The organism is Streptomyces sp. NPDC090032 (assembly GCF_044748025.1).
Classification (GTDB): Bacteria; Actinomycetota; Actinomycetes; order Streptomycetales; family Streptomycetaceae; genus Streptomyces.
In genome coordinates, this window is record NZ_JBIVFF010000008.1 from 33,124 (window position 1) to 56,572 (window position 23,449).

Here is a 23,449-nt window from a genome sequence, read left to right on the forward strand (position 1 = left end):
GCGGGCGAAGCGGCGAATGCCCTGCAGCAGGTGACCGCGCGCGCATTGCCGATCCGGATGAATGCAATGTATACATCAGGCATGATGTCGTTCCGCGACCGCGCTGCAGAGCGTCCAGGCATGCACAATCAGGCCGAACTCGCCTATCGGAGACTGCACGAACGGCTCCTGGACGGCCACCACTCCCCCGGTGACCGGCTCACCGAGCTCGGCCTCTGCGAAGAGCTCGGCATGAGCAGGACCCCGGTGCGTGAGGCGCTGCGGCGTCTGCAGAGCGACGGGCTCGTCACGTCGACCGGGCGCGGCGTCGTCGTCAGCTCGCTCACCGCGCAGGACATGCGGCACGCCGTCCAACTGCACGAGGCCCTGGACGCGTTGGCCGCCAAGCTGGCCGCCGTCGCCCAGCGCGAGGGAAGACTGTCACCCGTGCAGCTCTCGGCACTCAAAGAGGCCGCGGAGCGCGTGGAGGAGCAAGCCGCGACCGGCGACGCGTCCGGCGCGTGGCATGCCAACCTCGACTTCCACATGATGCTCGCGCGCCTGTCCGGCAATCCGATGCTGGAGGACGCACTCAGCCGTATCTGGACGATGTTCGCCATAGTCAGCCGCAGCAACATCAGCCGTCGCAGCGACCTGACGCCGCACGACCACCACGAGATCGTCAGCGCCATTGTCGACGGAGATCCCGTGCGGGCCGAGGCGGCGGCGTCACGGCACGTCCAGGAAGCCGCCGAGAAGTACCGGGAAGACCCTTCCTGACACACCCTGACCACCTCTGACGGGCTCGGTCGGCGTTCGTTCTGATCGCCGGTCCTCACTTGGGGCGTGTGGTCCCGGCGCGAAGACGCCGGGACCACACGCCCCTTCATGTTGCCCAGCAGGCCCGTGCGGCAGGCGAGTTGAAGATTTCCTGAGAGCGCTGTCCAACGCCTTGTCGACCCAAGGTACGCAATGTATACATTGCACATCAACGGCCGGGGTCTCGCGCCCCGGCCGGACGCCAGGTTGACGCACCGTCCGATGTGAACCACCACAGCGATCACCAACTCGAGGTGAAGGTCATGCCAGGACCCGGTCGATTCCCGCGGTGCGCTGCCGCACTCAGCGCCACGGCAGCCGTGCTGCTGCTCTCCGCCACCGCCTGCAGCACAGGGGCAGGGTCAAGCGACGGCCCCCTGAAGATCGGTGCCTCGCTGCCCTTGTCCGGCCCGGTCGCCGATGCCTCCAAGCCCGCGTACGAGGGCTACAAACTCTGGCTCGACCAGCTCAACGGCCACGGTGGACTACTGGGCCGCAAAGCCGAGTTGAAGGTTCTCGACGACGGATTCGACCAGAACACCGTCGTCACCAACTACAACCGCCTCATCAGCCAGGAGCGCGCCGATCTGCTCCTCGGCACCTTCTCCTCCAAGCTGAACCTGCCGGCGTCCGCCGTCGCCGAGCGCTCCAAGATGCTGTACGTCGAGCCCTCGGGCGGCGCCGAGGAGATCTTCGACCGGGGCTACGACTACTTGTTCTTCGCCCAGCCCAGCACCTCGCTCGACCTGCCGGACCAGTTCGTGTCGTACATCAAGTCGCTGCCGGCGGCGCAACGGCCCAAGACCGCCGCGTACCCGACGCAGGACGACCCCAACACCGACGTGACGATCGACGTGTTCCGCAAGGAGCTCACCGCGCTCGGCGTGAAGTCGGTGTACGCGCAGAAGTACGCGCCGGACACGGTCAACTTCGACTCCATAGCGAGTGCCGTGGCCCGGGCCGAGCCCGATCTGATCGTCCACGGCGCCGTCGCCGCCAATGACGGTGCGGGACTCGTCAAGGCGCTGCAGAAGCAGCAGTTCAGCCCCAAGATGATGTTCCAGACGAACGCGCCGAGCCTGACGCAGTCCTATCCCAAGGCGGTCGGCGCCAAGAACACCGAGGGCATCTTCACCTCGGCCGCGTGGAGCCCGAAGGCCGGCTATCCGGGCAACGCCGCCTTCGTGAAGGCGTACACGAAGGCGTACGGCTACGGCCCCGACGACGACGCGGCCAACGCCTATACAGCAGGCCAGGTGCTGGAGGCCGCGGTGAAGGCCGTCGGCAGCCTCGACCAGGCCAAGCTCGCCGCCTGGCTGCACTCGCACACCGTGCAGACCATTGTGGGCCCTCTCAAGTGGGACAAGCGCGGGGTCCCTGACGGCGCCATGCTGCTGGGCCAATGGCAGAACGGGAAGCTGCAGTTCGTCGCGCCGCGGACCCAGAAGACCACCGACAAGGTCGTGAATCCCATGCCGGGGTGGTCGTGATGGGAACGTTCCTCCAGGCGCTCGTCCTGGGCTCGCTGGTCGGCGGCGTCTACGCCCTGGTCGCGTCCGGCATGAACCTCATCTTCGGCGTGATGAAGGTGGTGAACCTCGCGCAGGGCGGCATGCTCATCCTCAGCGCCTACCTGACGTACACGCTCTGGGAGGCCACCGGCCTCGATCCGCTGCTCCTTGTGGTCATCACCACTCCGTGTCTGCTCGTGGTCGGCTGGGCCACCTACTACGTCTTCATCGAGCGTTCCCGTACCACGGACGCGTCGATGGCCCTGGTCACCACCTTCGGTCTGACCCTGGTCACCAAGGGAGTCATCGCCCTGGTCTGGGGCAATGAACCGCGGTCGGTGACGCCCGGCTACGCCAACCGCTCCTTCGCCGTCCTCGGCCTGAAGTTCCCGCAGGCGCAGGTGTACGCGTGTCTGGTGGCGGCCGTCGTACTGACCGGCCTGTACCTGCTGCTGCGCCGGACCTGGCTGGGCCGTTCCATCCAGGCCACCGCGGCGAGTTCGGAGGGTGCGCGGCTGGTCGGCATCGAGGTGCGTTCGGTCTGGGCCGCCGCCTACGCGATCGGGGTCGCGGCCGCGGGGGCGGGCGGGACGCTGCTGAGCATCCTGTATCCGTTCATGCCGAGTTCGGCCGACCACTGGATCGGGCTGGTGCTCTCCATCATCGTGCTCGGCGGCATGGGCAGCCTGGCCGGCAGCGTGCTCGGTGCGCTCCTCATCGCCGTCGCCGAGTCCCTCACCTCCACCTACGTGTCTCCCGACTGGGCGGCTGCGGTCCCCTACCTGGCCATCATCCTGGTGCTCGTCGCCCGCCCGCAGGGGCTGTTGGGCACCCGGCTCCGAGAGGACATGAGCCGCGCATGAACATCTCCGTGAAACAGCTGCGGGCGGCGGGAGTCGCCGTCGCCGCGGCCGTCCTGGTCGTACTGCCACTGGTCAACGACAACGCCTATCTGCAGAACATGGCCATCATGGGGTTTCTGCTGGCGGTCATGGCCTCGGGCTGGAACATCATCTCCGGGTACACCGGATACGTGTCCCTGGGGCAGAGCGCCTTCCTCGGTGTGGGCGCCTACACCACGGCCCTCGTCTCCCTGCACACCGGAATCTCGCCGCTGCTCGCCGCGCCGCTGGGCGGAGTGGTGGCCGCGGCTTCGGCGCTCGTGCTCGGCCTGGTCGGGCGGCGCACCCGGGGCATCGCTTTCGTCATCGTCAGCTTCGCCTTCCTGGAGTTCACGGCGCTCCTGGTGTCGAACTGGTCGTCGCTGACCAACGGCAACCACGGGCTTGCCCTGCCGTTGCCCACCTGGGACCGGACCTACCTCAACTGGCCTTTCTACTACTACCTGTTGGCGCTGCTCGCGCTGACCGTATGGGGTCGTGGGCGATCCGCCGTTCCCGGTTCGGGATCGGTCTGATGGCGATCCGCGACGACGAGTCGAAGGCCGACGGTGTCGGTCTGCGCACCGACCGGTACAAGATGTTCGCCTTCGCGGCGAGCGCCTTCCCCATCGGCGTGGCGGGCGGCGTCCATGCGTACTACATCGCCTTCCTCGAACCCTCCGCCATGTTCGACATCGTCATCGCGATGCAGATCGTGCTCGCCGCGCACCTCGGCGGTGTCGGCACCCTGTGGGGTCCGGTGCTCGGCGCGTTCCTGCTGGAACCCCTGAATCAGTTCACCAACCAGAGCCTCAGCGGTCCGGACGCCGGATCGTGGCGCCTGATCATCTACGGTGCCCTGCTCGCCGCGATCGTGCTGTTCTTCCCCAAGGGGCTGCTCACCGAAGGCGCGTCGTGGCTGGCACGGCGGCGCCGCTCCGCTCCCGAGGCGCTGGCCGGAGTGCGTCTCGGCCCGGTCGACGACGAGACGCCCGCACCGCTGCGGACTTCGGCCCGCCCCGCCGCCACGGGGTCGCCGGAGGAGCCTCTGTTGCGCGTTGAGGGGCTGAGCAAGGCGTTCGGTGCCGTGCGTGCCGTGGACGGCTGCTCGTTCACCGTCAGGCGCGGCTCGATCACGGGCCTGATCGGGCCCAACGGCAGTGGAAAGACCACGGTGTTCAACCTCCTCGACGGCTCACTCGCCGCCGACAGTGGCCAGGTGCATCTGGGGGCCACCGCGCTCGGGGGCATGCCGCGCTGGGGACGGGCGCACGCCGGACTCGCCCGCACCTTCCAAGCGACACGGGTCTTCCCTCAGTTGACCGTGCTGGAGAATCTGGCCGTTCCCAGCCGCACCTTCAGCGCCTCACAGTTGTCCGCCTCGGCCGTCAGCGGGGATACGGCGGCCCGGGCCCATGAGTGGCTCGCCTTCGTCGGCATGGACGCCTACGCCGGTCATCCGGCGGGCGGACTGTCGTACGGGCAGCAGAAGTTGGTGGAGCTGGCGCAGGCGCTGATGCTCGAGCCACAGCTGTTGCTGCTGGACGAGCCGGCGGCCGGTATCAACCCGGCCCTGGTGGACCGCCTGGCGGAGATCGTCCGCAAGCTCAACGCCGCCGGGACCACGGTCGTCATCGTGGAGCACAACATGCCGCTGGTGCTCTCCCTGTGCGACGACGTCCATGTCCTGGCTCAAGGACGTGTCATCGCTTCCGGCTCGCCCGGACAGATCGAACGGGAGCAGGCCGTGCTGGACGCCTATCTGGGCGATCACTCCGCGGGCTCCGGCCCCGGCCCCGCGACCTCGGGAGCCTCCGCATGATCACCTTCAAGGGTCTGGTGGCCGGCTACGGCCGGGCCGGGGACATTCTGCGTGGTGTCGACTTCGCCGCGGCGGAAGGCGCCATCACCTGCGTCGTCGGCCCCAACGGAGCGGGTAAGTCAACCGTGTTGAAAGCGTGCAGCGGGCTGCTGCGTCCCCGGGGCGGGCAGGTGATGCTCGCCGAGCGGGACATCAGCGGCTGCACACCGGCCCAGATCCTGCGGGCGGGAGTGGTCCAAGTCCCGCAGCATCACGGCCTTTTCCCCTCACTGACCGTGCGGGAGAACGTATTCCTGGGGGCCTACGTCAACCGCAGGGAGCGTGCGCAGAATCGCCGGCGTCACTCGGAGATCGCCTCGCTCTACCCGCTGATCGCCGAACGCGCCGACGACAAGGCTGCGTCCCTGTCCGGCGGCCAGCGCAGGACGGTCGAGTTCGCGCGCGCCCTGATGCTCAGTCCCCGGGTCGTTCTGCTGGACGAGCCGACGCTCGGTCTCGACCCGAAGGCCTGTGAACAACTGAGCGCTTCCATCGGCACGTTGAACGCAGCGGGCGTGACGGTCCTCATGGTCGAACAGAACGTCCGGTTCGGCCTCACCCTCGCCGACCACGCGGTCGTGATGGAAGGCGGCCGTGTGCTGCACACCGGGCCGGCCGACGCCCTGCTCGCCGACCCCGACATGGCCCAGGTGTTCTTCGGCGCCGCACCTCCGTCGGAGAAGCGATGAGTACGTCCTCGAAGTATCTGCGCCGCCTCCAGACTCTGAGCACGTCAGGAGCCCGAGCCGTGCAACCCGTCGAGGTCGACGGACTGCACCTGCTGGCCATCCCTCAGCTCGCCTACGACGTCCCCGGCACCCCGGCCCATATAAACGGCGGTGACAGCGAGACGGACGTTCTGCTCCTGCGTCGCGACGGCGACCGGTTCGAGCCGTGGGGCACGCTGCCCGCTCCCGGCGGCGAGGACGCCGAGTTCTTCACCATCGGGGAGCGCTCCTTCCTGGCGGTTGCCAGCATCCGCACCGGAGCCGGACCCTACGACTTCCACGTGCCGTCCACCCTGTTCGAATGGGACGGCGCACGCTTCGCGCCGTTCCAGCTCCTCGACACCTTCGCCGCGAAACAGTGCCGGCACTTCCGTATCGCGGACCGGCACTTCCTCGCGGTGGCGCAGGGCCTGCCGGTACCGGGTGAGGAGGCACACCACCGCCCCTCGGCGATCTACGCCTGGGACGGCCGAACGTTCGTCCGCTTCCAGGACGTCCCCTCCCGGGCGGGATACAACTGGCACGCGTTCACCGTCGGCGGCACGGCGATGCTCGCCCACGCGGACCACCTGGCACCCAGCGTCCTCTACCGGTGGGACGGACGGCAGTTCACCGCCCACCAGGAACTCGCCGAGGCGGCCGGCCGGGCCTTCACCACCTTCGAGGACCCGCTCGGCGCCGACACCTACCTCGTGGTGGCCTGCATCCAGCACGCATCGCGCGTACTGCGCTGGGATGAGACAAGCGGGTACTTCGTCGAGCACCAGCGGCTGGCGGGGGCCGGGGCCCGTGAGCTCACCGTCATCGGGACCCCGCGCGGCCTCTACATGGTGCGGGTCAACTTCATCCACGGCACCCCCGCCGACCCGACCGCGGCACTGATGTCGCAGATCTACCAGTGGCGCCGCGGCCGGCTGGAGGTCGTGGACGAGTTCCCCACCAGTGGCGGCACCGACCTCACCGTTCTGGACAGTCCTGACGGACCGCTGCTCGTGCAGAGCAACGCGTTGGCGCCCGATCTGCGCTTCGCCACCCACAGCCACGTCTACCGCTTCCTGGGCTGACCCTCCCGTCCTGCGCCGGAGACCGGCAGCGCTCCCGCATTCCGTTCCCCTGAAAGGTGAACCCCTGATGCCTGCGCACGAAAGCCCCGAACTGGTCGGCCTGTTCACCGCCTATACGGCGGGCCCCGCTTCCATCGGCGCGCACCTGCGGGAAGGCGCCGCGCGAGCCCGCGCGAGCGATCCGCTGCTCGTCGTGACGGGTGCGGACATGGCCCTGTACCCGGGTGACGGCCGGTCCCCGACCGTGCTCGGCTTCCGCCTGTCCACCCGCGGCTTCAAGGAACTCGCCGCGATCTCCCACCTGGGACCGGCGCTCGCGTCCCTGGCCGAACTGCGCCGACAGGAGCCCGACGGCATCTGGCGCGACGATGCCGAGCGTCTCCTTGAACACGTCCGCCGTTCCCGCGGCGCCAACAGCACCGCACTGTGGCGCGAGCAGATAGCCGCTCCCGCCTATCGCGGCCGCGAAGAGGCGATCGCCACGATGGTCGACTACGCCTGCGACCTCACGGCACGCTTCCTGCTGCGCGCACTCGCGGAACCGACCCACCTCACGCATCAGTCGCTGCGCGAGAACTACCTCGAGGACGGTGACAGCCCCGACCTGCCGGTGTCCTTCAACCGGATCATGGTCGCCACGTTCTTCCTCGTCGGGATGGACAACTCCCACCGCCTGATCGCCTGGTGCGACGGGCAGGGCATCGACTGGGCACGCGCCATGGTGATCATCGCCGGGCAGCAGGGACGGCCCACGGCAGGGGTGACCTGGCGTACGAGCAGTGTCGCGAGCGGTGTCCTCGCCGCCTCCCGCCACAAACTGCCGCTCAGCCGCCTCTACATGGCACCTCACGCTCCCGTCTTCGCCACCCCCGTCGACGGCGACCTCAGTGAAGTCGTCGCGCTGGAACCGGTCATGCGTCAGCTGTGGGCAGGCACCCGGGCAACCGTGGAGCTGGGCGCTTCCATGTTCGCCGGCTATCCGGCGTTCTCACCGGGCGACGAGCACCCCGACCAGCACGCCGAAGAGACCATCGACCCCACGAACGCATCCGACACCGTCATCACCGAACGGCCCTGGATCAGCTCCCCACAGGACTGGTTCGCACTGGTCACCCGGCTGCGTCTGGTCATGGAGGATCCCCGCCAGCTCCTCTCCGGGGCCGTGACCGACTACGCCGCCCAGCAACTCGTCGCCCACGACAACGACCCGCTGGCGATCACGGTGCCGGGTCTCGACGACGAGCCGTATCCCCCCTTGCCGACCCTGACGTGACCCGGAGGATTCGCGGATGAACCGCACGCCACCCAGCAGCGGATTCCTGCGCCGCCTGCATGCCGGCGAACCCACCCTGATGCTCTCCATCCGTGGCAGCCGCACCGTCGACATCATCCACATCGCCCGCTCGACCGGACATCACAGCGTCATGGTCGACCTGGAGCACTCCAGCATGTCGACCGATGTCGCAGCCGCCCTGTGCACCGCGGCCGACGCACTCGGTCTCACCGCTCTGGTACGGATTCCCGAGCGCGAGTACGGAATGATCGGGCGCCTTCTCGACAGCGGCGCACACGGCGTCATCGCGCCACGGGTCGAAACGGTCGATCAGGCGCAAGACGTCGCCCGAGCGTGCCGCTTCGCGCCACGAGGCCGACGCTCGCAGACCAATATGGTGCCCCAGCTGGGTCTACGGCCCACTCCCGCACGGGAGTTGAATCCGGTTCTTGACGACTCAGCCCTCGTACAGATCCTGCTGGAGACCCCCGCCGGTCTGGCCAACGCCGACGCCATCGCGCAGCTGGACGGAGTCGACATGCTCGCGCTGGGCACGAACGACTTCACCGCCGAGCTGGGCGTGCCCGGGCAGTACGGCGATCCCCGCGTGCGGGACGCCGTCGCCACCATCGCCGGTGCCTGCAAGCGCCACGGAAAGCTGATGGTGCTCGGCGGCGTCAACGACCCGTCACTGCTGGACACCCTCGTGCCGCTCGGCGTCAGTTCACTGCGCATCACGGGAACCGACACCGCTCTGCTCTACGAAGCAGCGTCCGCCCGCGCCCAGCAGTGCCTGGCTCAACTCCGGGGCGCCCAGGCCTGATTGGCCTCCGCCACCCTCCCCTCCGTCGAAGGACTGCCGCCATGCCCCCAGCCCTGCCCGCGCCGCTGCCCATGCGTCCCGCCGACAGCAACACCCGACCCACCTTCCGTGTCCCGCCGAACAGCTGCGACACCCACTTCCACGTGTTCGAACCCGGCTACGCACCCGTGGCCGACCCCTTGTACTCCTTCCCGGACGGGACCCTCGACCAGTACCTCCGCGTGACACGGCACCTCGGCATCGACCGCATCGTGCTGGTCCAGCCCACGTACTACGGCACGGACAACAGCCTGCTGGTCGACGTGCTGCGTAAGGCCGGTCCGCAGTGCCGCGGTGTGGTCCGCATCGAGGAGGACGCCAGCGACCAGGAGCTGGACCGCTTCGATGTCCTCGGAGTCCGCGCGATCCGCCTCGATCTCTTCGCCCGCGCCTCCTGGAGCACCCCGGACCTCATCGCGTACATCCGCAGGATGGCCGACCGCGCCCGGCCCCGAGGCTGGCATCTGCAGTTCTACACACCCGGCACGGTCGTGCGGGATCTGCTGCCGTTCTTCGCCGACCTCGAAGACACCTTCGTCATCGACCACATGGGATACATGAAGGAGTCGGACGGCCTGACCTCAACGGATTTCGAGCGCCTGGTGCGGATCCTGGGCCACGGCAGTTGCCACATCAAACTGTCGGGCCCCTACCGCATCGCGCAGGACAAGCCCCTGTCCTCCGTCAGCGCGCTCGGCCGCGCCCTGGTGTCGGCCCGGCCGGACCGCCTGGTGTGGGGCTCGGACTGGCCCCACCTCATCAACGGGCAACGCGACACCGGTGAACTCCTGAACCTCCTCGCCGACTGGGCTCCCACCGAGCGCGACCGGCAGCAGATCCTCGTCGACTCACCCCAGCGCCTCTTCTACGCACACTGACCGTTTCTACGCACACTGACCGTCCAGCAGCGGTCTTACGGAAGGGGCCCCGGTCGTGCGGCCGGCTCAGGGGGCGTCGCCGCGGTTGCGCTGCCGCTCCAGGCTGAGCCTTAGGTGCTCGGCCATCGCCTCCGCCGCACGCTCGGGACTGCGGCGCAGCACCGCACGGACGATGCGCTCGTGCTCGGCGAGGGTCGGCTCGCCCGCCCCGGGGATGGAGCGGAGCCGGAAGATGTGCAGATGGGAGTGGAGGCGCTCGATGGCGTCCGCGAGGAGCAGGCGCCCGGCGCCTGCCGCAACGGCGTCGTGGAAGCGCTGGTCCAGCGCCACGAAATCGCGATAGGCGGCGTACCGGCCGTCCACCGCGGGGCGGGTCTGCATGTCCTCCAGGAGCTGTTCGAGGGTGTCCAGCTGTGCCTCGTCGGCGTACGTCGCTGCGAGAGCCGCGGCCCGCGGTTCCAGGAGCAGACGCATCTCGAAGAGCTGCTCCAGGCCTTCCGGCGTGAGCAGTTCGGTCGCGCGGTATCCCGCCAGCGACCGTTTGACCAGAAGCCCGTCGGACTCCAGGCGGGCCAGTGCCTCGCGCACCGGGGTGGGCGAGACCTGGAGGGACCGTGAGAGGGACTCGATGCCGACGCGGGCGCCGGGGACGATCTCGTGGTCCATCACCATGGCCTTGATGGCCTCGTACACGGTGTCCGTCAGGACCTGGCGCTGCGGCTTCGCGGCCGGGTCGTCCAGGGGGTCGGAGGCAGGGGGGTCGTGGGACGGCATCCGGCCTCCAGGTGCGCAGTGAAGGATCGATCGGTGGGGACGAGTCTATCGAGGCCGCTCCCTACTCCATGAGGAACACCTGCTCAAGGCCGGTCCACCACTCCCCCGGTGCCGCCTCCTCGACCGGTTCCTGGCACGGGTCGGTGAGCGCCCACCACGTCTGCGTCGCCTCGTCGTCCGCGATGGCCCGCAGGTCCGCTTCCAGGTCGTCGCCGTGGTACTCGAAGTAGCTGAACAGCCGGTCGCCCAGCAGGTGGATCGAGTAGTTGGCGATGTGGGAGCTGCGCAGCCGTTCGAGGACCGGCTGCGGGACGTCGCGGTGCAGCTCCCGGTACACGGCGAGCTTCTCGGGCCGCACCTTGATGACCTGGGCGATGCGCTTCACGCCGTGTTCCTCTCCTGCACGGCCGCCTCGGGCCGGCCGTGGATGAGACGGATGATCCGGCCGCTCATCTCCTCGTAGTCGTGGTCGTTGTGCACTTCGCCGCGCGTGCGGTAGCCACCCACGACGACGATGCGGTCCGCCAGGGTCACCATCTCGCCGAGGTCGCTGCTGATCAGCAGGATCGCGAGGCCTTTGCCCGCGAGCTCCCAGAGCAGTTCGTGAAAGGCCCTCTTCGTGCGGATGTCGACGCCTACGGTGGGCTCGTCGACGACCAGCAGACGGGTGTCGGCGGCGAGCCACTTCGCGAGGCTCACCTTCTGCTGATTGCCCCCGGAGAGTTCCCCGGCGGGCTGGTCGAGTCCCGAGATACGGATGCCGAGTTGCTCGACCAGCTCCGCCGCCGTGGCGCGTTCGCGGTCGGCCGGTACGTGGCCGAGGGCGCGGGCCAGCTTCCGCCAGACGGTGACGGTGATGTTCCGTACGATCGGCTGTTCCAGGAAAACGCCCTCCTCCTTGCGGTTCTCCGTCACGTAGCCGATGCCGTGCTCGTGCAGCGCCTGCCGGGGCGAGTTGATGCGCACCGGGGCACCGTGCACCCGGATCTCGCCGGACTCGATGCGGTCAAGTCCCAGGATCGCCTTGGCCAGTTCACTGCGGCCCGCGCCGACGAGTCCGTACAGGCCCACGATCTCGCCCACCCGGACGTCGAGTGTGATGTCCCGGTGCCCGGCGCCGGTGGAGATCCCTGACAGGGAGAGGGCGGGTGGTGAGGTGGTGTCGACGGTCCGTGGTGTGAAGCCGGTCGTCGTGTGGGCGCGGCCCACCATCAGGTTCACCACGTCGTCGTGGGTGTGGTCGGCGAGGGGTGCGGAGTCCAGTACGGACTGCCCGTCGCGCAGCACCGTGACCGTGTCGCACACCGCGAACACCTCCTCCAGCTTGTGGCTGACGAAGACGACGCAGGTGCCCCGGTCCGCGAGCCTGCGGATCACCCCGAAGAGCCGCTCGGTCTCCTGGGGCGAGAGAGAGGCGGTCGACTCGTCGAGCAACAGGACCCGGCTCTCGGTGAACAGCGCCTTCGCGATCTCCACCAACTGCTTCTGTGCTACGGAGAGTTGGGAGACAGGTGTCTGCGGGTCCAGCTCCACGCCGATCTCGGCCAGGCACCTCAGGGCGGGGGCGGACATCGCCTCGCGGTCGATCATCCCGCGTCGGGACGGCGGGGCCTGGAGGCAGATGTTCTCCGCGACGGAGAAGGCGGGCACGAGGTTCCGCTCCTGGTGCACGACCCCGATCCCGGCGTGTGCGGCCTCCAGCGGCGACCGGAACCGTACGCCCTCGCCGTGCAGCAGCAGTTGTCCGCCGTCGGGCGGGTGGACGCCGGTGAGGACCTTGATCAGGGTGGATTTCCCCGCGCCGTTCTCGCCGAGCAGGGCGTGTACGGTGCCGGCCTCCAGGCGCAGCCCCACGCCGTCCAGTGCACGGACGCCGGGGAAGACCTTGACGATGCCGCGGGCTTCGAGAAGTAACTCGCTCATGACGCAACTCCGTTGACAGGGAGTGGAGTTGTGGCCTTCGACTGACGGATGCGGCCGCCTACCACGGTGCCCAGGACGACGATGCCGATGAGGAAGTTCACCCAGCTCGGGTCGAGCGAGAACTGCGCCCGCGCGGTGTCGATGAGCCGCATGAGGAAGGCGGCGAGGACGGTGCCGAGTACGGCCACCGAGCCGCCGGTGAGCGCCACTCCCCCGATGATGGGGGCCGCGAAGCTGGGCAGCAGCCAGTCGCCGCCGACGCTGGCGTTGACTCCGGGAAGGGATGCGGTGGCGGTGACGGCGGCGACGCCGATCAGGAGTCCGGACAGGGTGTGGGCGAGGACGATCTGCCGGTCCGTGGAGATGCCGGACAGGCGTGCGGCGAGGGGATTGCCGCCCGCCGCGAGCAGCCGGCGCCCGGCGATACCGCGGTGCATGAACAGCGCGAGCAGCGCGGCCGTGGCGACAGCCGTGAGGAATACCAGGGGGATGTTCAGCGGTGCGGCCGACCCCAGGTCCTTGAGCAAGGAGGAGTAGCCGTCCACGGTCCGGGTGCCCACCACGCGGTACTGGGCGCCGAGCAGCATGGTCATGGTGGCCAGCGTGACGATGAAGCCGTTGATCCGGGTGGCCACGATGAACACGCCGGTCAGCAGCCCGATCAGGGTGGCGATCAGTACGCCGGCCACCACCACGACCGCCATCGGCCAGTGTGCGTCGGCCATCAGGACGGCCATCACGGCGGCGGTGAAGCCGCCCAGGGCGCCGACGGCCAGATTGAGCTGGCCCACGCACAGGGCCACCATCTGGGCCAGGCCGATGAGCACCGGAGTGGCGAGGTACTGCAGAAAGGTCCGGACGGAGTTCCCGCCGAGGAAGTCGCCCGAGGAGGCGATCGCGAGGCCGGCGCAGCCCACGACGACGACGGCCAGCAGGGTCGTCTCGGTGGAGCGTGAGTGCCGCCGGATCGCGGGGGTGAGTGTGGTCAGGACGTCACGGGTCAGGCTCATGTGGACCGCACCACCTTGCGGTAGGAGACGACGTTGCGGATCCGGTCGGCCGAGAGGGCCAGCAGCAGGACGCCGCCCAGATAGATGTTCAGGCTTTCGAGACCGACCCCGAGCAGATCGAGTCCCTTTCGGATCACGTCCACCAGCGAGGTGCCGAGCAGCGCGCCGAGTACGGAGACGACTCCGCCGGTCAGCAGCGTGCCGCCGAGCACCGCCCCGAGGAACGAGGGAAGCATGAACTCCCCGCCGATGGAGGCCCGGAACGACCCGGTGCTGACGGCCGCCATGAATCCGGCGAGGGAGGCGAGCAGCCCGGACAGGGCGTGGGCCGTGACGATGCGCCGGCGGGTCGGAATGCCGGAGAGTTCCGCGGCGGCGGGGTTCGCCCCGGTGAGGAGCAGTTCGCGACCGGTGCGGGTGTAGCGGTAGAGGAAGCCGAGGCCGATCAGGGCCAGGACCGCGAACTGGGCGAGCTGCGGGACTGCGTCGGAGCCGCAGACGGGGCCCGCGCAGATGTCGGCGAGCGAGTAGCTGCGCAGCTCCGCCATGCCCGCCGGGGTCGAGGTGAAGGCCGCGTTGTCGGTCAGCGCCCCGTACAGCAGCGATACGAGTCCCAGGAGCGCGAAGTCCATGGCCAGCGTGACGACGAAGGAGCTCACTCCGGTACGGGCGATCACCCATCCGGCGAGTGCACCGATCGCGGTGCCGGCGATCAGACAGAGCAACAGGCCCAGGACGAGCGGGAGATGGAGCCGGTCGTAGCCGAGTCCGGCGAACATGGCGCCGAAGGAGGCCATGCGTCCGACGGCGAGGTTCATGTGCCCGACCGACAGGACGACCATCTGCGCCAGTGCCACCACGGTCAGTGTGGAGATGTCGCTGAGCAGGGGGAAGAGGGAGAACTGAGCGTTGAAGAACGCGGGACGCAGCGCCCCGAACAGTGCGGCCAGCGCGACGACCAGGACGAGGAGACCGAGTTGCTGGTTGACCCAGAACGGCAGCCGGCCGGCGGACCGGGGCTTGTCGGTGGCGGGTTCCGCCGCGGGCGCGGGTGGTGCGGTCGTGGTGTTCATGCCACCGTCCGGTCGTCCAGGGCGTCCCGGTCCCAGTCGATGCCGATGCCCGGCACGTCCGGAGCGAGAGCGCGTCCACCGTCCACGGCGAGCTCCGAGCGGGTGACGGCCCTCAACTGCGGTATGTACTCGACGAACCGGCCGTTGGGCACGGCGGCGACGAGGCTGATGTGCAGTTCCATCAGGAAGTGCGGGCAGACCATGACGTTGAAGGTCTCGGCGAGATGGGCGACCTTCAGCCAGGGCGTGATGCCGCCGACGCGGGCTACGTCGACCTGGACGACGGAGGCGGCACCTGACTCCAGGTACTGCCTGAACTGCAGGGGCGAGTACAGGGATTCACCCACGGCCACCGGGATCGAGGTGGCCCGCGCCAGCCGCGCGTGGCCGCTCACGTCGTCGGCCGGCAGGGGCTCCTCCAGCCAGAACGGAGCGTAGGGCTCCAGTGCCGCGGCGAGCCGCAGCGCGGAGGACGCGGTCTGGGACTGGTTGGCGTCCGTCATGATGTGCAGGGCGGGCCCGACGGCCTCCCGTACGGCGCGTAGCCGCTCGACGTCCTCGGAGACGTGCTCCTTGCCGACCTTGATCTTTACGCCGGACCACCCCTTGTCCCTGGCGTCCAGGGCGCCCTTGACGAGGTCCTCGGTGCTGAGGTGCAGCCAGCCGCCCTCGGTGTCGTACAGCGGGACGTCCTGGCGGAACCCGCCGGCCAGCCGCCACAGCGGTTCGCCGGCCCGCTTGCACCGCAGGTCCCACAGGGCGGTGTCGACCGCGGCGAGGGCGAGCGAGGTGATCGCCCCGACGGCGGTGGCGCGCGTCAGGGAGAACAGCTCCTGCCACAGTCCTTCGACGCGGCGGGCGTCCTGCCCGATCAGCCGGGGCAGCAGGTGGTCGCGCAGCATGGCGAGGACGGACGAGCCGCCGGTGCCGATGGTGTACGCGTATCCGGTGCCGGTGAGGCCTTCGGAGGTGGTGAGGTCGACGAAGATCGTCTCTTGCTTGACGAACGACTGGACGGCGTCGGTCCGTACCGTCTCGACCTCGATATCGGCGAGATGGGCCGTGGCGCCGGTGATGACGATGCTCATGGGACTCCGGTGTACGGGAGGTGCGGGGGTACGGGAGGTGGAGAGGGGTACGGGGCCGCCGGTCAGCGGCAGTTGAGCAGCTCGTCGGCGAACTTCTTCTTCAGCTCGGCGGTCTTGGCCTTGCGGGCGGTGTCGTAGTCGGCGACGTTCTTCCTGGTCACCACGAACGATCCCGAGTCGACCGTGACGCCGGGGGTCCGCATCGTGCACTGCTCGGTCTGCAGCAGGGCGAGCACCCAGGACCCGATGTCGGCCTGGCCGACCGGGTTCTGTACGACGGTCGCGCTCACGGAGCCGTTCCTGATCGAGCTGAGGATCTTGGCGTCGTCGTCGATCGCGATGACCTTGGCCTTCGACCCGGAACTGCGCACCGCGCCCGCGGCGGCGACCGCCGGGTTGTAGGCGGTGGCGACGATGCCCTGGATCGACTTGCCCTTGGCGGCCATCAGGTCGGAGACCGCCTTCTGCGCCGTCTGGAGGTCCTTGTCGATGTCGGTGACGGTCTGCAGCAGCTTCACCTTGCCGCCGCTCTCGCGGACTGCCTTCGCCACTCCCTTGATCCGCAACTGGGTGTTGGCGTCGACGTTGTTGCCCGTCAGATGGACCAGGGTGCCCTTGCCTCCCATCTGGTCGATGGCGGCCTCGGCGGCTTTGTACGCGGCGAGTTCGACGTCGGTCGACAGACAGAAGTCCGCCTTGTCGACGTTGCCCGCGGGACAGGAGCCGAGCGAGGCGACGGCGAGCCCCTGGGACTTGAGGCGGGCGAACGTGCTGTTGATGTCGGTCGGTGAGACACCGAAGACGCCGAAGGCGTTGTAGCCGCGGGCGGCGAGGGAGGACAGCAGGTCGTTCTGCTTCTGCTGGTCCCACTCGGCGGTCTCATCGAAGGTGACGCCTCCCAGCTTGTACGTGCTCCTGGCGGTCTGCCCGGCCTGCTTCCAGGGCTGGAAGTAGGGGTGCGCCCCGCCGGGGACCAGTGCGACCTTCACGCCCGAGCCGTTCGCCAGCTCGGCCGTTCCGTCACCCGTGCTCGCCGACGCTCCGGCGCCCGCGTTCACCGGATCCCCGGAGTTCTTGATGGTGCAGCCCACCGCACCGGCTGCCAGGAGCGTCCCGGCGACTGCGACCCGCGCCACGGTTCTCAGCAGGAGCTGGTTCTTCACGACCATCTACCCCAATCCAATAGGATCTTTGCAGGGTGATGGTGCGCCGACGATGCGGCCGCGTCAATACGTACGACGGGGCAGCGCGCGGAATTTACTGCCCAAACACGGTTCCAACAACGGCAATTGACCCGAAACCCGCAGGTGTCCGCGAGGGCTGCCACCCCTATTGACATCCCTCTTACGCGCCGAAATCGTATAGGAAAATTCTCCGACGAGGAGGTAGGCGTGAGACGCTCCGCGAGGACGTATCTCATCGGCGTACTGGCCGTACTGACCTTGCTGACAGCGGGAGTTCAGAGCGGTGCCGCCGCGACATCGAACGCGACGCCACCGGCCGGCAGCGAGCTGCGGGACCTGGCCATCGGCACCAGGGCGACACAGAGCAGCACCGCCTACGACGGCGCGGCAGCCCGCGCCGTCGACGGTGAGCACAACGGCAACTACTACGCCGATTCGGTCTCGCACACCGCGCTGGAGGCACAGCCGTGGTGGCAGACGGACCTCGGCCGCAGCCAGGACGTCACGAAGGTCGTCGTGTGGAACCGCACCGACTGCTGCACCGACCGGCTGTCGAACTTCTGGGTCCTGACCTCCGACAAGCCGTTCGGCTCGGCGAGCCTGGAAGAGGCGAAGGCGCAGAGCGGCGTGAGCGCCACCCGGTTCGGGACCCTCGACGGCGCTTCGGCCGAGGTCGCCCTGAAGCGCTCGGCCCGTTACGTACGCGTACAGCTCGAAGGGAGCGGCTACCTGGCCCTCGCGGAGGTCCAGATCTTCGGGACGTCCGTCCTCAAGCCCGGCCGGGACGCTCAGAAGTGGGTGGACAACAACCCGTTCGGCATGTTCATGCACTTCAACATGTCGACGTACCAGGACGAACAGTGGGCCGACCCCAACGGCAACCCCGCGGACTTCGATCCGACGAACCTCGACGCCGACCAGTGGGCGAAGTCCATGAAGGCGGCCGGGATGCAGTTCGGCGTGCTCACCGCCAAGCACCACGACGGCTTCGCCCTGTGGCCGACGAAGTACTCCGACTACTCCGTCGCCGCCAGCCCGTACAAGAACGGCAAGGGCGACATCGTCCGCGAGTACGTCGACGCCATGCACGCCAACGGCCTCAAGGTCGGTCTCTACTTCTCCATCTGGGACCGGCACAACGGCGACAGCACCGAACTCATCGAGAACCAGCTGCGTGAACTGCTCACCCAGTACGGGCAGATCGACTACCTCTGGTTCGACGGCTGGGGCTGGAACATCCCGTACTCCAAGATCCCCTACCAGCCGGTCCGCGACATGATCCGCAAGACCTCGCCGCACACGGTCGTCGCGAACAACGACCACGAAGGCTCGCTCCGCACCACCGACGTCATCGTGTACGAGGTCCCCGTCCAGGGCATGCCGCCGGCCTCCAACCCCCGCCCCACCGACGCCAGCGACACACTCGACACCAACCGCACCTGGTTCCACACCACCGGGACGGGCGCTCCACGACCGGCCGACGAGATCGTCACCAACCTCAAGAAGGCCAACGACGGCAACGCCCTGTTCCTGCTGAACGTCGCGCCTGACCTCAGCGGGCGCATCCCTGACGAGTACGTCGACCGCCTGAAGGAAATCGGCCGACTGCACTGACTCGCTGCGTAACGTGGTCATGGCCAGAACTGAGCCAGCGCGCACATGTTCAGTCGGCGAAGATAGTGGGGTTCCCACCCGTCCTCGCACGTGAGGAGCGTCCGCACGGATGCCCATGTCCGGATCCAGCTCAAGGCCACCGACGATCGCAGATGTCGCACGTGCCGCGGGGGTGTCGCGCACAACGGTCTCGCACGCTCTCAACGGGATCGGCAAGGTTGATCCTCGGACGCGCGAGCGCATCAAACGGACTGCCCTTGAGCTGGGTTACCGCCCCAATCTGCGGGCTCAACGGCTGAGGCGTGGGCAGGCCCGAGCCATCGCGCTGGCCTCTTCCATGCCGTTCGCAGTGGCTGGAGGGCCGTCGAGACTCGGTTTCTACATGGAAGTGGCCGCTGCCGCCGCCGAGAGTGCCCTTCTCCACGAGTACGCCCTCGTACTCGTTCCGCCCGTGCAGTCCGGTTCGGCGCTCTACTCCGTCGACATCGACGGGGCGATCGTCGTCGAGCCGGATGTGGACGACGCGGCGGTGGCTCAGCTGAAGGAACGCGGGTTGCCGTATGTGGCGCTCGGTCGCCCCATGCCGCCCGACGACAACGCGCCGTACGTGGACCTGCACGGCGGGCTCGTCGCCGACCTGCTGCTGGATCATCTTCACGAGCAGGGAGCCGAGCACCCGGCGTTGATCGTCGGCTCGGGCTCCCGTCACTCGTCGGTGGACGCGCTGTCGACGTACGAGCGCGTCGCCGCGTCACGCGGCTGGACCCCCATCGTGGCGACCGCGTCAGAGGCAGGAGGCGAACAAGCCGGCTACGAGTCCTGCGCCACCCTGCTCAGCGAGCACCCTGAGATCGACGCCGTGTGCGCATTGGTGGACGCGTTCGCGGTCGGCGCCGTCAAGGCGGTCGTCGACAGCGGACGCACCGTACCGGGCGACGTCATGGTCGTCACCCGGTACGACGGGCTGCGCGCCCGCACATGTGAACCACCGCTGACAGCCGTCGACCTGCATCTGGACCGTGCCGCATCCGACGCGGTGGAACTGCTGCTGGCACGGCTGCGCGGCGACGAGGCCGCCCCGGCGACGGCTTCGGCACCCGAGCCCGTCGTCATCGCACGTGCCTCGTCGCTGCGGCGCCCGGCGGGAGGCTGAGCCCTGCCCCACTCTGTGATCGGCCGGGGCTCAGCGGGCGGGGCAAGGTGGGGGCAGCCTGAGGGTCAGACCCCGAGCATGAGAACCAGCCCGGAGACCAGCGCGAAGACGAGCACGAACAACCGCATCCTGCGCGCGTCCAACCGGTGATGCACCAACCGGCTCAGCCACGCTCCGGCCGCTATCGCCGGCAGCAGCGCGGCTGCCCACTGGAGATCCTCCGGGTGCCCCTCACCCGTCGCGAACAGCAGGCCCAGCGAAGCTACTTCACCGATGAGGAAACAGGCGGCGACGGTGGAGCGCAACTCGGCCGGCGGCCGGTGCTGGTAGACCAGCGCGAGAGGCGGACCGCCGACGCCGGTGGCGGTCTCGGTCAGCCCTGTCACAGCCCCCGCGCCGACGTACGCGGCACGGCCGGGCGTGAAGGCGGGCGCGGCAAGGCTCACGACCGCCGCCAGGACGGTGGCGGCGCCGACGAACAGACCGAGACTGCGGTCCGGAATCAGCCAGAGCAGAGCCAGCCCGCCAGGGGTGGCCGCGAGCCGCGCGCCGGCGATCCAGCCCGCGCCGCGCAGATCGAGCGAGGCCCGTTCACGCCAGGCCACATACAGATTGAGTGGAATCATGGACGCGAGAACGAACACCGGGAGCAGGCGGGGATCGAGGATCCCGACCACGGGTGCGACGATCAGCGCGAAGCCGAGTCCGCTACTGCCTTGGACGAATGCGGCGACCGTCACCGCCACGGCGAGAAGCGCCAATGTCTCGATATTCACTGTCCGGTGCTCCGTTTCCGTGCCGCGACGGAGGTGGAGTGCACGCGGGTGATCGGAGCCGCGTCCACAGCCGCGCGAGCCAATTGCACCGCCTGTTCTACGAGCGCGGGACCGTCCCAGTCCGTGGGCCGGCCACGCCATAGGCGCATACGGCCCTCGACGAACACGGCGGTGATCTGATCGCGGTTGCCACGCCGTACCAGCTCCCAGGGCAGGTCCCAGGAGAGCGCGAGTTCGGGGTTGGTGACGTCGACGAGAAGGAAATCGGCTGCCATGCCCTCGGCCACGGTGCCGGTGCGGCCGCCGAGTCCGACCGCGTCGGCACCGCCGCCCGCGGCGTGCTCCAGCCAGGTCCAGCCGGCGCCGCAGGACGAGTCACCGGTCGCCAGCCCGTACACGAGCCGCTGCGCGGATTCGGCCGCATCCGCGAGCCGGAACCCGTCCCCGCGGGTGCCGTCGGTCCCGAGGCCGAAGCGTATGCCTCGCTCGGCCATGGCGGTGGCCGGGGCGACGGCGTTGCCTTTCCAGGCGCTGGCAACGGGGTTGTAGCTGACGGCGGTTCCGGTGTCGGCGAGCAGGGTCAGTTCGCGGGGGGTGAGCAACGTGGCGTGTGCGGCGAGCAGTTGAGGGCCGAGTGCTCCGACGCTGTTCAGGTACTCGAGCGGGCGCAGGCCGTGCCGGACCAGGGAGCGTTCGACGCTTGCCAGGTGCTCGTTGACATGGATCTGTACGACGGCCCTGGCCTCGGCTGCGAGCCCGGCGGTGCGTTCCAGGGTCGCGGCGGTAGCGGCCTCCGGGATGGAGATGGCGAGAGACGGATGGACAAGGTGGTCGCCTTCGTACCGGGCGAGGTGCTTCTCCGCGGTGTCGAGGACGGAAGCGCTCTTGTCGACGGCGTTGCTGCTGACGGCGTTGTAGGTGTCAGCACCGTAGGTGTCGGCGTCGTTGCAGACCAGCCCGAGCACACAGCGGATCCCGGCGTCACGGGTGGCACAGGCGACAACATCGACGTCCAGCTCGGCACGGGTGCCGGCGTCGGTGACCGTAGTGAAGCCGCCCCGCAAGGCTTCAAGTGCCGCCAACTTGGCTGCCACGTAAGCCGATTCCTCGTCGAGCGCCCTCTCCAGCGGCACCCAGACGCGTCGGAAGATCTCCGACGGTTCGCCGAACGCGAGCGCGGATCCGAAGCTCTGCGTGAGGTGGTGATGAGCGTCGACGAAGCCTGGCATCAGCAGACATCCGGGCAGAGGTACGGCGTCGAGGTGCGGGTGCGTGCGCTTGACCTCCTCCACCTGCCCCACGGCGCGGAAGCAGCCGTCGGCCACGACGACCGCGAAGCCGTGCATGGGCCCTTCGGGCAGCAGTACGACGTCCGGAACGAGTAGGAAAGGGCCCTGACCGTCGAGGAGTTCTGGGGTGAGCTGATTCATCAGTCGCTTTCCGTGCGGGAGGCGGTCAGACGTGTGGCAACGGCGGGCCTCACATGGTGGAAGAGGATGTTCAGAACTGCCGCGACGACAGCGCCGACGGCAACGCCGCTTTCGAGCAGGATGCGTATGTTCGGCGGGAAGCCCGCGTACACACCGGGTATGAGGATGGGCAGCAGACCGAGGGCGAGGGCCACCGCGCAGATGAACGTGCTGGTGTGCTTGTCGAGATCCGAGCGGCCGAGCATCTGCACCCCCAGCACCGTGATCACCGCGAAGACGACCATGGCGGTGCCTCCGACGACCGCCGACGGGACGACCGAGATGGCGCGAGTCACCGGTGCCAGGAATCCGATGACGATGAGGACGATTCCGGCCGCCGCGGTGACAAAGCGGCTGCGGACGCCGGTGACACGGACGATCCCGATGTTCTCGCCGCTCGTCACCATCAGCGGCAGGCCGAAGAACCCTCCGAAGAGGGAGGTGAGCGCGTCGCCGCGGATGGTCCTGGGGACAGCGGTGCGCGCGTCGATGTCCTTGCCGACCGCCTCGGCATTGATGACGGTCTGGCCGGTTGCCTCGGCCATGGAAGCGACGCTGTACAGCATCAAGGGCAGCGCGGCGAGGAGATTGAACTCGGGGGAACCCAGCGGCATCAGCTGCGGCACGTTGACCACGCTGTTTCCGGCGACATGGCCGAGGTCCATCGCGCCGACAGCCGCCGCGAGGACCGTACCCGCGAGCAGCCCGAGCATGACCGCGAGCTGTCTCAGGATGCCGCTGAAGAACAGATAGAAGACAACGGTGAACCCGATGGTCGCCATACCGAGTCCGAGGTTCGTGGTGTCGGCGAACCCCGGTTCGCCTGGCCGGCCGGTCACGAGTACGGCCCCGACCTTCACGAGATTGACGCCCACGATGACGATCATGGTGCCGATGACCAGGGGCGGGAAGAAGCGGAGGAGCCTGGAGAAGGCCGGCAGGACGACGAAGGTGAAGACCGCCGTCAGGATGACCGCCCCGCTGGCTGTCCGCAGGCCGTGCTGCTCGGCGATCGCGAGGAAGAGTACGAGCGGTGCGCCGCCCGGCAGCATCATGAACGGCAGCCGGGGACCGAACTTCCACGGTCCGAGCGACTGGATCAGGGACCCGACACCGGAGAGCACGAAGGCCGCGGAAAGCAGGTCGACGGTCAGCCGGTGATCGAGGCGGAGAGTGGCGCTCATCAGGAAGATCGCCGAGATCGGCGTGGCAGCCATGACGAGGACGTGCTGGATCCCGAAGAGGAATATGCGGCTCAGCGGCCGGCACTCGTCCACGGGGTGGGTGGCAGCTGGGCGCGTGGGCTCGCGCCCGGGGCGCTCCGTATCGGGAAGGGTACGGCGGGGACTGGACACGTTCGAGCTCCGTTCGACGTTCGGCATGCTCGGGGTTTCAGCCGTGATCGGGCCCTGGACGGAGAGCCAAATCGATTTGGCCAAATCGATTTGGCCGCCAGTATGTGGGGGCGTGGGACAAGCGTCAAGGCCCGCAACGGCAGGTCTGTTCATCCCTGCTGGTCGAGAGCCTCC

The 23,449-nt window shown here is 68.7% G+C and carries 22 protein-coding genes; 12 read left to right on the plus strand and 10 right to left on the minus strand.

All coding sequences use genetic code 11. From position 1 onward, the window contains the following. Positions 1–120 precede the first annotated feature (120 nt). The 10 genes from ACIPWY_RS21090 (at position 121) to ACIPWY_RS21135 (ending at position 9,856) form a co-directional block, all read left to right on the plus strand. Positions 121–759: a GntR family transcriptional regulator gene (locus tag ACIPWY_RS21090; protein WP_362910780.1), complete on the plus strand. Its 639-nt coding sequence runs from the start codon at positions 121–123 to the stop codon at positions 757–759. A 302-nt stretch (positions 760–1,061) separates the two neighbouring features. Continuing rightward, complete coding sequence (locus tag ACIPWY_RS21095) at positions 1,062–2,288, plus strand: amino acid ABC transporter substrate-binding protein (protein ID WP_393702537.1); 1,227 nt, start codon at positions 1,062–1,064, stop codon at positions 2,286–2,288. After that, a complete protein-coding gene (locus tag ACIPWY_RS21100) occupies positions 2,288–3,172 on the plus strand; it encodes a branched-chain amino acid ABC transporter permease (RefSeq protein WP_393702539.1) in 885 nt (294 codons plus the stop codon). Before ACIPWY_RS21095 ends, ACIPWY_RS21100 begins: the two co-directional genes overlap by 1 nt. After that, positions 3,169–3,726, plus strand: coding sequence for a branched-chain amino acid ABC transporter permease (locus ACIPWY_RS21105; protein ID WP_401534375.1), 558 nt, complete (start codon positions 3,169–3,171; stop codon positions 3,724–3,726). Before ACIPWY_RS21100 ends, ACIPWY_RS21105 begins: the two co-directional genes overlap by 4 nt. Beyond that, positions 3,726–5,012, plus strand: coding sequence for an ATP-binding cassette domain-containing protein (locus ACIPWY_RS21110; RefSeq protein ID WP_401534377.1), 1,287 nt, complete (start codon positions 3,726–3,728; stop codon positions 5,010–5,012). The genes ACIPWY_RS21105 and ACIPWY_RS21110 overlap by 1 nt, the downstream gene beginning before the upstream one ends. Then, complete coding sequence (locus ACIPWY_RS21115; protein WP_362906452.1) at positions 5,009–5,740, plus strand: ABC transporter ATP-binding protein; 732 nt, start codon at positions 5,009–5,011, stop codon at positions 5,738–5,740. The genes ACIPWY_RS21110 and ACIPWY_RS21115 overlap by 4 nt, the downstream gene beginning before the upstream one ends. After that, positions 5,737–6,843 carry a hypothetical protein gene (locus tag ACIPWY_RS21120; protein ID WP_393702543.1) on the plus strand — a complete coding sequence of 369 codons (1,107 nt, stop codon included), beginning with the start codon at positions 5,737–5,739 and terminating at the stop codon, positions 6,841–6,843. The genes ACIPWY_RS21115 and ACIPWY_RS21120 overlap by 4 nt, the downstream gene beginning before the upstream one ends. A gap of 67 nt (positions 6,844–6,910) precedes the next feature. Continuing rightward, a complete protein-coding gene (locus tag ACIPWY_RS21125) occupies positions 6,911–8,116 on the plus strand; it encodes a DUF5624 domain-containing protein (protein ID WP_393702545.1) in 1,206 nt (401 codons plus the stop codon). Between the two features lie 16 nt (positions 8,117–8,132). Beyond that, positions 8,133–8,939: an HpcH/HpaI aldolase/citrate lyase family protein gene (locus ACIPWY_RS21130; RefSeq protein ID WP_393702548.1), complete on the plus strand. Its 807-nt coding sequence runs from the start codon at positions 8,133–8,135 to the stop codon at positions 8,937–8,939. A gap of 41 nt (positions 8,940–8,980) precedes the next feature. Next, entirely contained in the window at positions 8,981–9,856 is an 876-nt protein-coding gene (locus ACIPWY_RS21135; protein ID WP_393702550.1) for an amidohydrolase family protein, read from the plus strand. Positions 9,857–9,922: 66 nt separating this feature from the next. Here the strand turns inward: ACIPWY_RS21135 and ACIPWY_RS21140 are convergent, their stop codons facing one another. The 7 genes from ACIPWY_RS21140 to ACIPWY_RS21170 form a co-directional block, all read right to left on the minus strand. Next, positions 9,923–10,630, minus strand: a complete 708-nt coding sequence (locus ACIPWY_RS21140) for a GntR family transcriptional regulator (RefSeq protein WP_362906461.1) — start codon at positions 10,628–10,630, stop codon at positions 9,923–9,925. 61 nt (positions 10,631–10,691) lie between these two features. Next, positions 10,692–11,015 carry an L-rhamnose mutarotase gene (locus ACIPWY_RS21145; RefSeq protein WP_362906463.1) on the minus strand — a complete coding sequence of 108 codons (324 nt, stop codon included), beginning with the start codon at positions 11,013–11,015 and terminating at the stop codon, positions 10,692–10,694. After that, positions 11,012–12,553, minus strand: a complete 1,542-nt coding sequence (locus ACIPWY_RS21150; protein WP_401534381.1) for a sugar ABC transporter ATP-binding protein — start codon at positions 12,551–12,553, stop codon at positions 11,012–11,014. Before ACIPWY_RS21150 ends, ACIPWY_RS21145 begins: the two co-directional genes overlap by 4 nt. Next, positions 12,550–13,563 carry an ABC transporter permease gene (locus ACIPWY_RS21155; protein ID WP_362906467.1) on the minus strand — a complete coding sequence of 338 codons (1,014 nt, stop codon included), beginning with the start codon at positions 13,561–13,563 and terminating at the stop codon, positions 12,550–12,552. The genes ACIPWY_RS21150 and ACIPWY_RS21155 overlap by 4 nt, the downstream gene beginning before the upstream one ends. Further along, the gene (locus ACIPWY_RS21160; protein ID WP_393702555.1) at positions 13,560–14,636 is read right to left on the minus strand and encodes an ABC transporter permease; all 1,077 of its coding nucleotides are present in this window, start codon (positions 14,634–14,636) and stop codon (positions 13,560–13,562) included. Before ACIPWY_RS21160 ends, ACIPWY_RS21155 begins: the two co-directional genes overlap by 4 nt. After that, on the minus strand, positions 14,633–15,724 hold the full coding sequence (locus ACIPWY_RS21165; RefSeq protein WP_393702557.1) for a mandelate racemase/muconate lactonizing enzyme family protein: 1,092 nt from the start codon (positions 15,722–15,724) through the stop codon (positions 14,633–14,635). Before ACIPWY_RS21165 ends, ACIPWY_RS21160 begins: the two co-directional genes overlap by 4 nt. Positions 15,725–15,786: 62 nt before the next feature. Continuing rightward, on the minus strand, positions 15,787–16,887 hold the full coding sequence (locus tag ACIPWY_RS21170) for a sugar ABC transporter substrate-binding protein (RefSeq protein WP_393702559.1): 1,101 nt from the start codon (positions 16,885–16,887) through the stop codon (positions 15,787–15,789). Between the two features lie 228 nt (positions 16,888–17,115). Here ACIPWY_RS21170 and ACIPWY_RS21175 point away from each other — a divergent pair, with 228 nt between their 5' ends. Both ACIPWY_RS21175 and ACIPWY_RS21180 read left to right on the plus strand, forming a co-directional pair. Further along, positions 17,116–18,522 carry an alpha-L-fucosidase gene (locus tag ACIPWY_RS21175; protein WP_362906475.1) on the plus strand — a complete coding sequence of 469 codons (1,407 nt, stop codon included), beginning with the start codon at positions 17,116–17,118 and terminating at the stop codon, positions 18,520–18,522. 109 nt (positions 18,523–18,631) lie between these two features. Then, positions 18,632–19,675 (plus strand): substrate-binding domain-containing protein, encoded by a 1,044-nt coding sequence (locus ACIPWY_RS21180; protein WP_393702561.1) that lies wholly within the window; start codon positions 18,632–18,634, stop codon positions 19,673–19,675. Positions 19,676–19,740: 65 nt separating this feature from the next. On the opposite strand, the gene ACIPWY_RS21185 is transcribed toward ACIPWY_RS21180, so the two are convergent. Genes ACIPWY_RS21185 through ACIPWY_RS21195 form a run of 3 tightly spaced genes read right to left on the minus strand, consistent with a single transcriptional unit; the run spans position 19,741 to position 23,275 of the window. After that, on the minus strand, positions 19,741–20,451 hold the full coding sequence (locus ACIPWY_RS21185; protein WP_362906479.1) for a sulfite exporter TauE/SafE family protein: 711 nt from the start codon (positions 20,449–20,451) through the stop codon (positions 19,741–19,743). Beyond that, on the minus strand, positions 20,448–21,881 hold the full coding sequence (locus ACIPWY_RS21190) for an amidohydrolase family protein (protein ID WP_362906481.1): 1,434 nt from the start codon (positions 21,879–21,881) through the stop codon (positions 20,448–20,450). The genes ACIPWY_RS21185 and ACIPWY_RS21190 overlap by 4 nt, the downstream gene beginning before the upstream one ends. Then, entirely contained in the window at positions 21,881–23,275 is a 1,395-nt protein-coding gene (locus ACIPWY_RS21195; RefSeq protein ID WP_393702564.1) for a uracil-xanthine permease family protein, read from the minus strand. The genes ACIPWY_RS21190 and ACIPWY_RS21195 overlap by 1 nt, the downstream gene beginning before the upstream one ends. Positions 23,276–23,449 lie beyond the last annotated feature (174 nt).

Excerpts from the sequence above, each read along its gene's own strand:
- ACIPWY_RS21090 (WP_362910780.1), top strand. The coding sequence starts at position 121 with ATGCACAATCAGGCCGAACTCGCCTATCGGAGACTGCACGAACGGCTC.
- ACIPWY_RS21095 (WP_393702537.1), top strand. The coding sequence starts at position 1,062 with ATGCCAGGACCCGGTCGATTCCCGCGGTGCGCTGCCGCACTCAGCGCC.
- ACIPWY_RS21100 (WP_393702539.1), top strand. The coding sequence starts at position 2,288 with ATGGGAACGTTCCTCCAGGCGCTCGTCCTGGGCTCGCTGGTCGGCGGC.
- ACIPWY_RS21105 (WP_401534375.1), top strand. The coding sequence starts at position 3,169 with ATGAACATCTCCGTGAAACAGCTGCGGGCGGCGGGAGTCGCCGTCGCC.
- ACIPWY_RS21110 (WP_401534377.1), top strand. The coding sequence starts at position 3,726 with ATGGCGATCCGCGACGACGAGTCGAAGGCCGACGGTGTCGGTCTGCGC.
- ACIPWY_RS21115 (WP_362906452.1), top strand. The coding sequence starts at position 5,009 with ATGATCACCTTCAAGGGTCTGGTGGCCGGCTACGGCCGGGCCGGGGAC.
- ACIPWY_RS21120 (WP_393702543.1), top strand. The coding sequence starts at position 5,737 with ATGAGTACGTCCTCGAAGTATCTGCGCCGCCTCCAGACTCTGAGCACG.
- ACIPWY_RS21125 (WP_393702545.1), top strand. The coding sequence starts at position 6,911 with ATGCCTGCGCACGAAAGCCCCGAACTGGTCGGCCTGTTCACCGCCTAT.
- ACIPWY_RS21130 (WP_393702548.1), top strand. The coding sequence starts at position 8,133 with ATGAACCGCACGCCACCCAGCAGCGGATTCCTGCGCCGCCTGCATGCC.
- ACIPWY_RS21135 (WP_393702550.1), top strand. The coding sequence starts at position 8,981 with ATGCCCCCAGCCCTGCCCGCGCCGCTGCCCATGCGTCCCGCCGACAGC.
- ACIPWY_RS21140 (WP_362906461.1), bottom strand. The coding sequence starts at position 10,630 with ATGCCGTCCCACGACCCCCCTGCCTCCGACCCCCTGGACGACCCGGCC.
- ACIPWY_RS21150 (WP_401534381.1), bottom strand. The coding sequence starts at position 12,553 with ATGAGCGAGTTACTTCTCGAAGCCCGCGGCATCGTCAAGGTCTTCCCC.
- ACIPWY_RS21155 (WP_362906467.1), bottom strand. The coding sequence starts at position 13,563 with ATGAGCCTGACCCGTGACGTCCTGACCACACTCACCCCCGCGATCCGG.
- ACIPWY_RS21160 (WP_393702555.1), bottom strand. The coding sequence starts at position 14,636 with ATGAACACCACGACCGCACCACCCGCGCCCGCGGCGGAACCCGCCACC.
- ACIPWY_RS21165 (WP_393702557.1), bottom strand. The coding sequence starts at position 15,724 with ATGAGCATCGTCATCACCGGCGCCACGGCCCATCTCGCCGATATCGAG.
- ACIPWY_RS21180 (WP_393702561.1), top strand. The coding sequence starts at position 18,632 with ATGCCCATGTCCGGATCCAGCTCAAGGCCACCGACGATCGCAGATGTC.
- ACIPWY_RS21190 (WP_362906481.1), bottom strand. The coding sequence starts at position 21,881 with ATGAATCAGCTCACCCCAGAACTCCTCGACGGTCAGGGCCCTTTCCTA.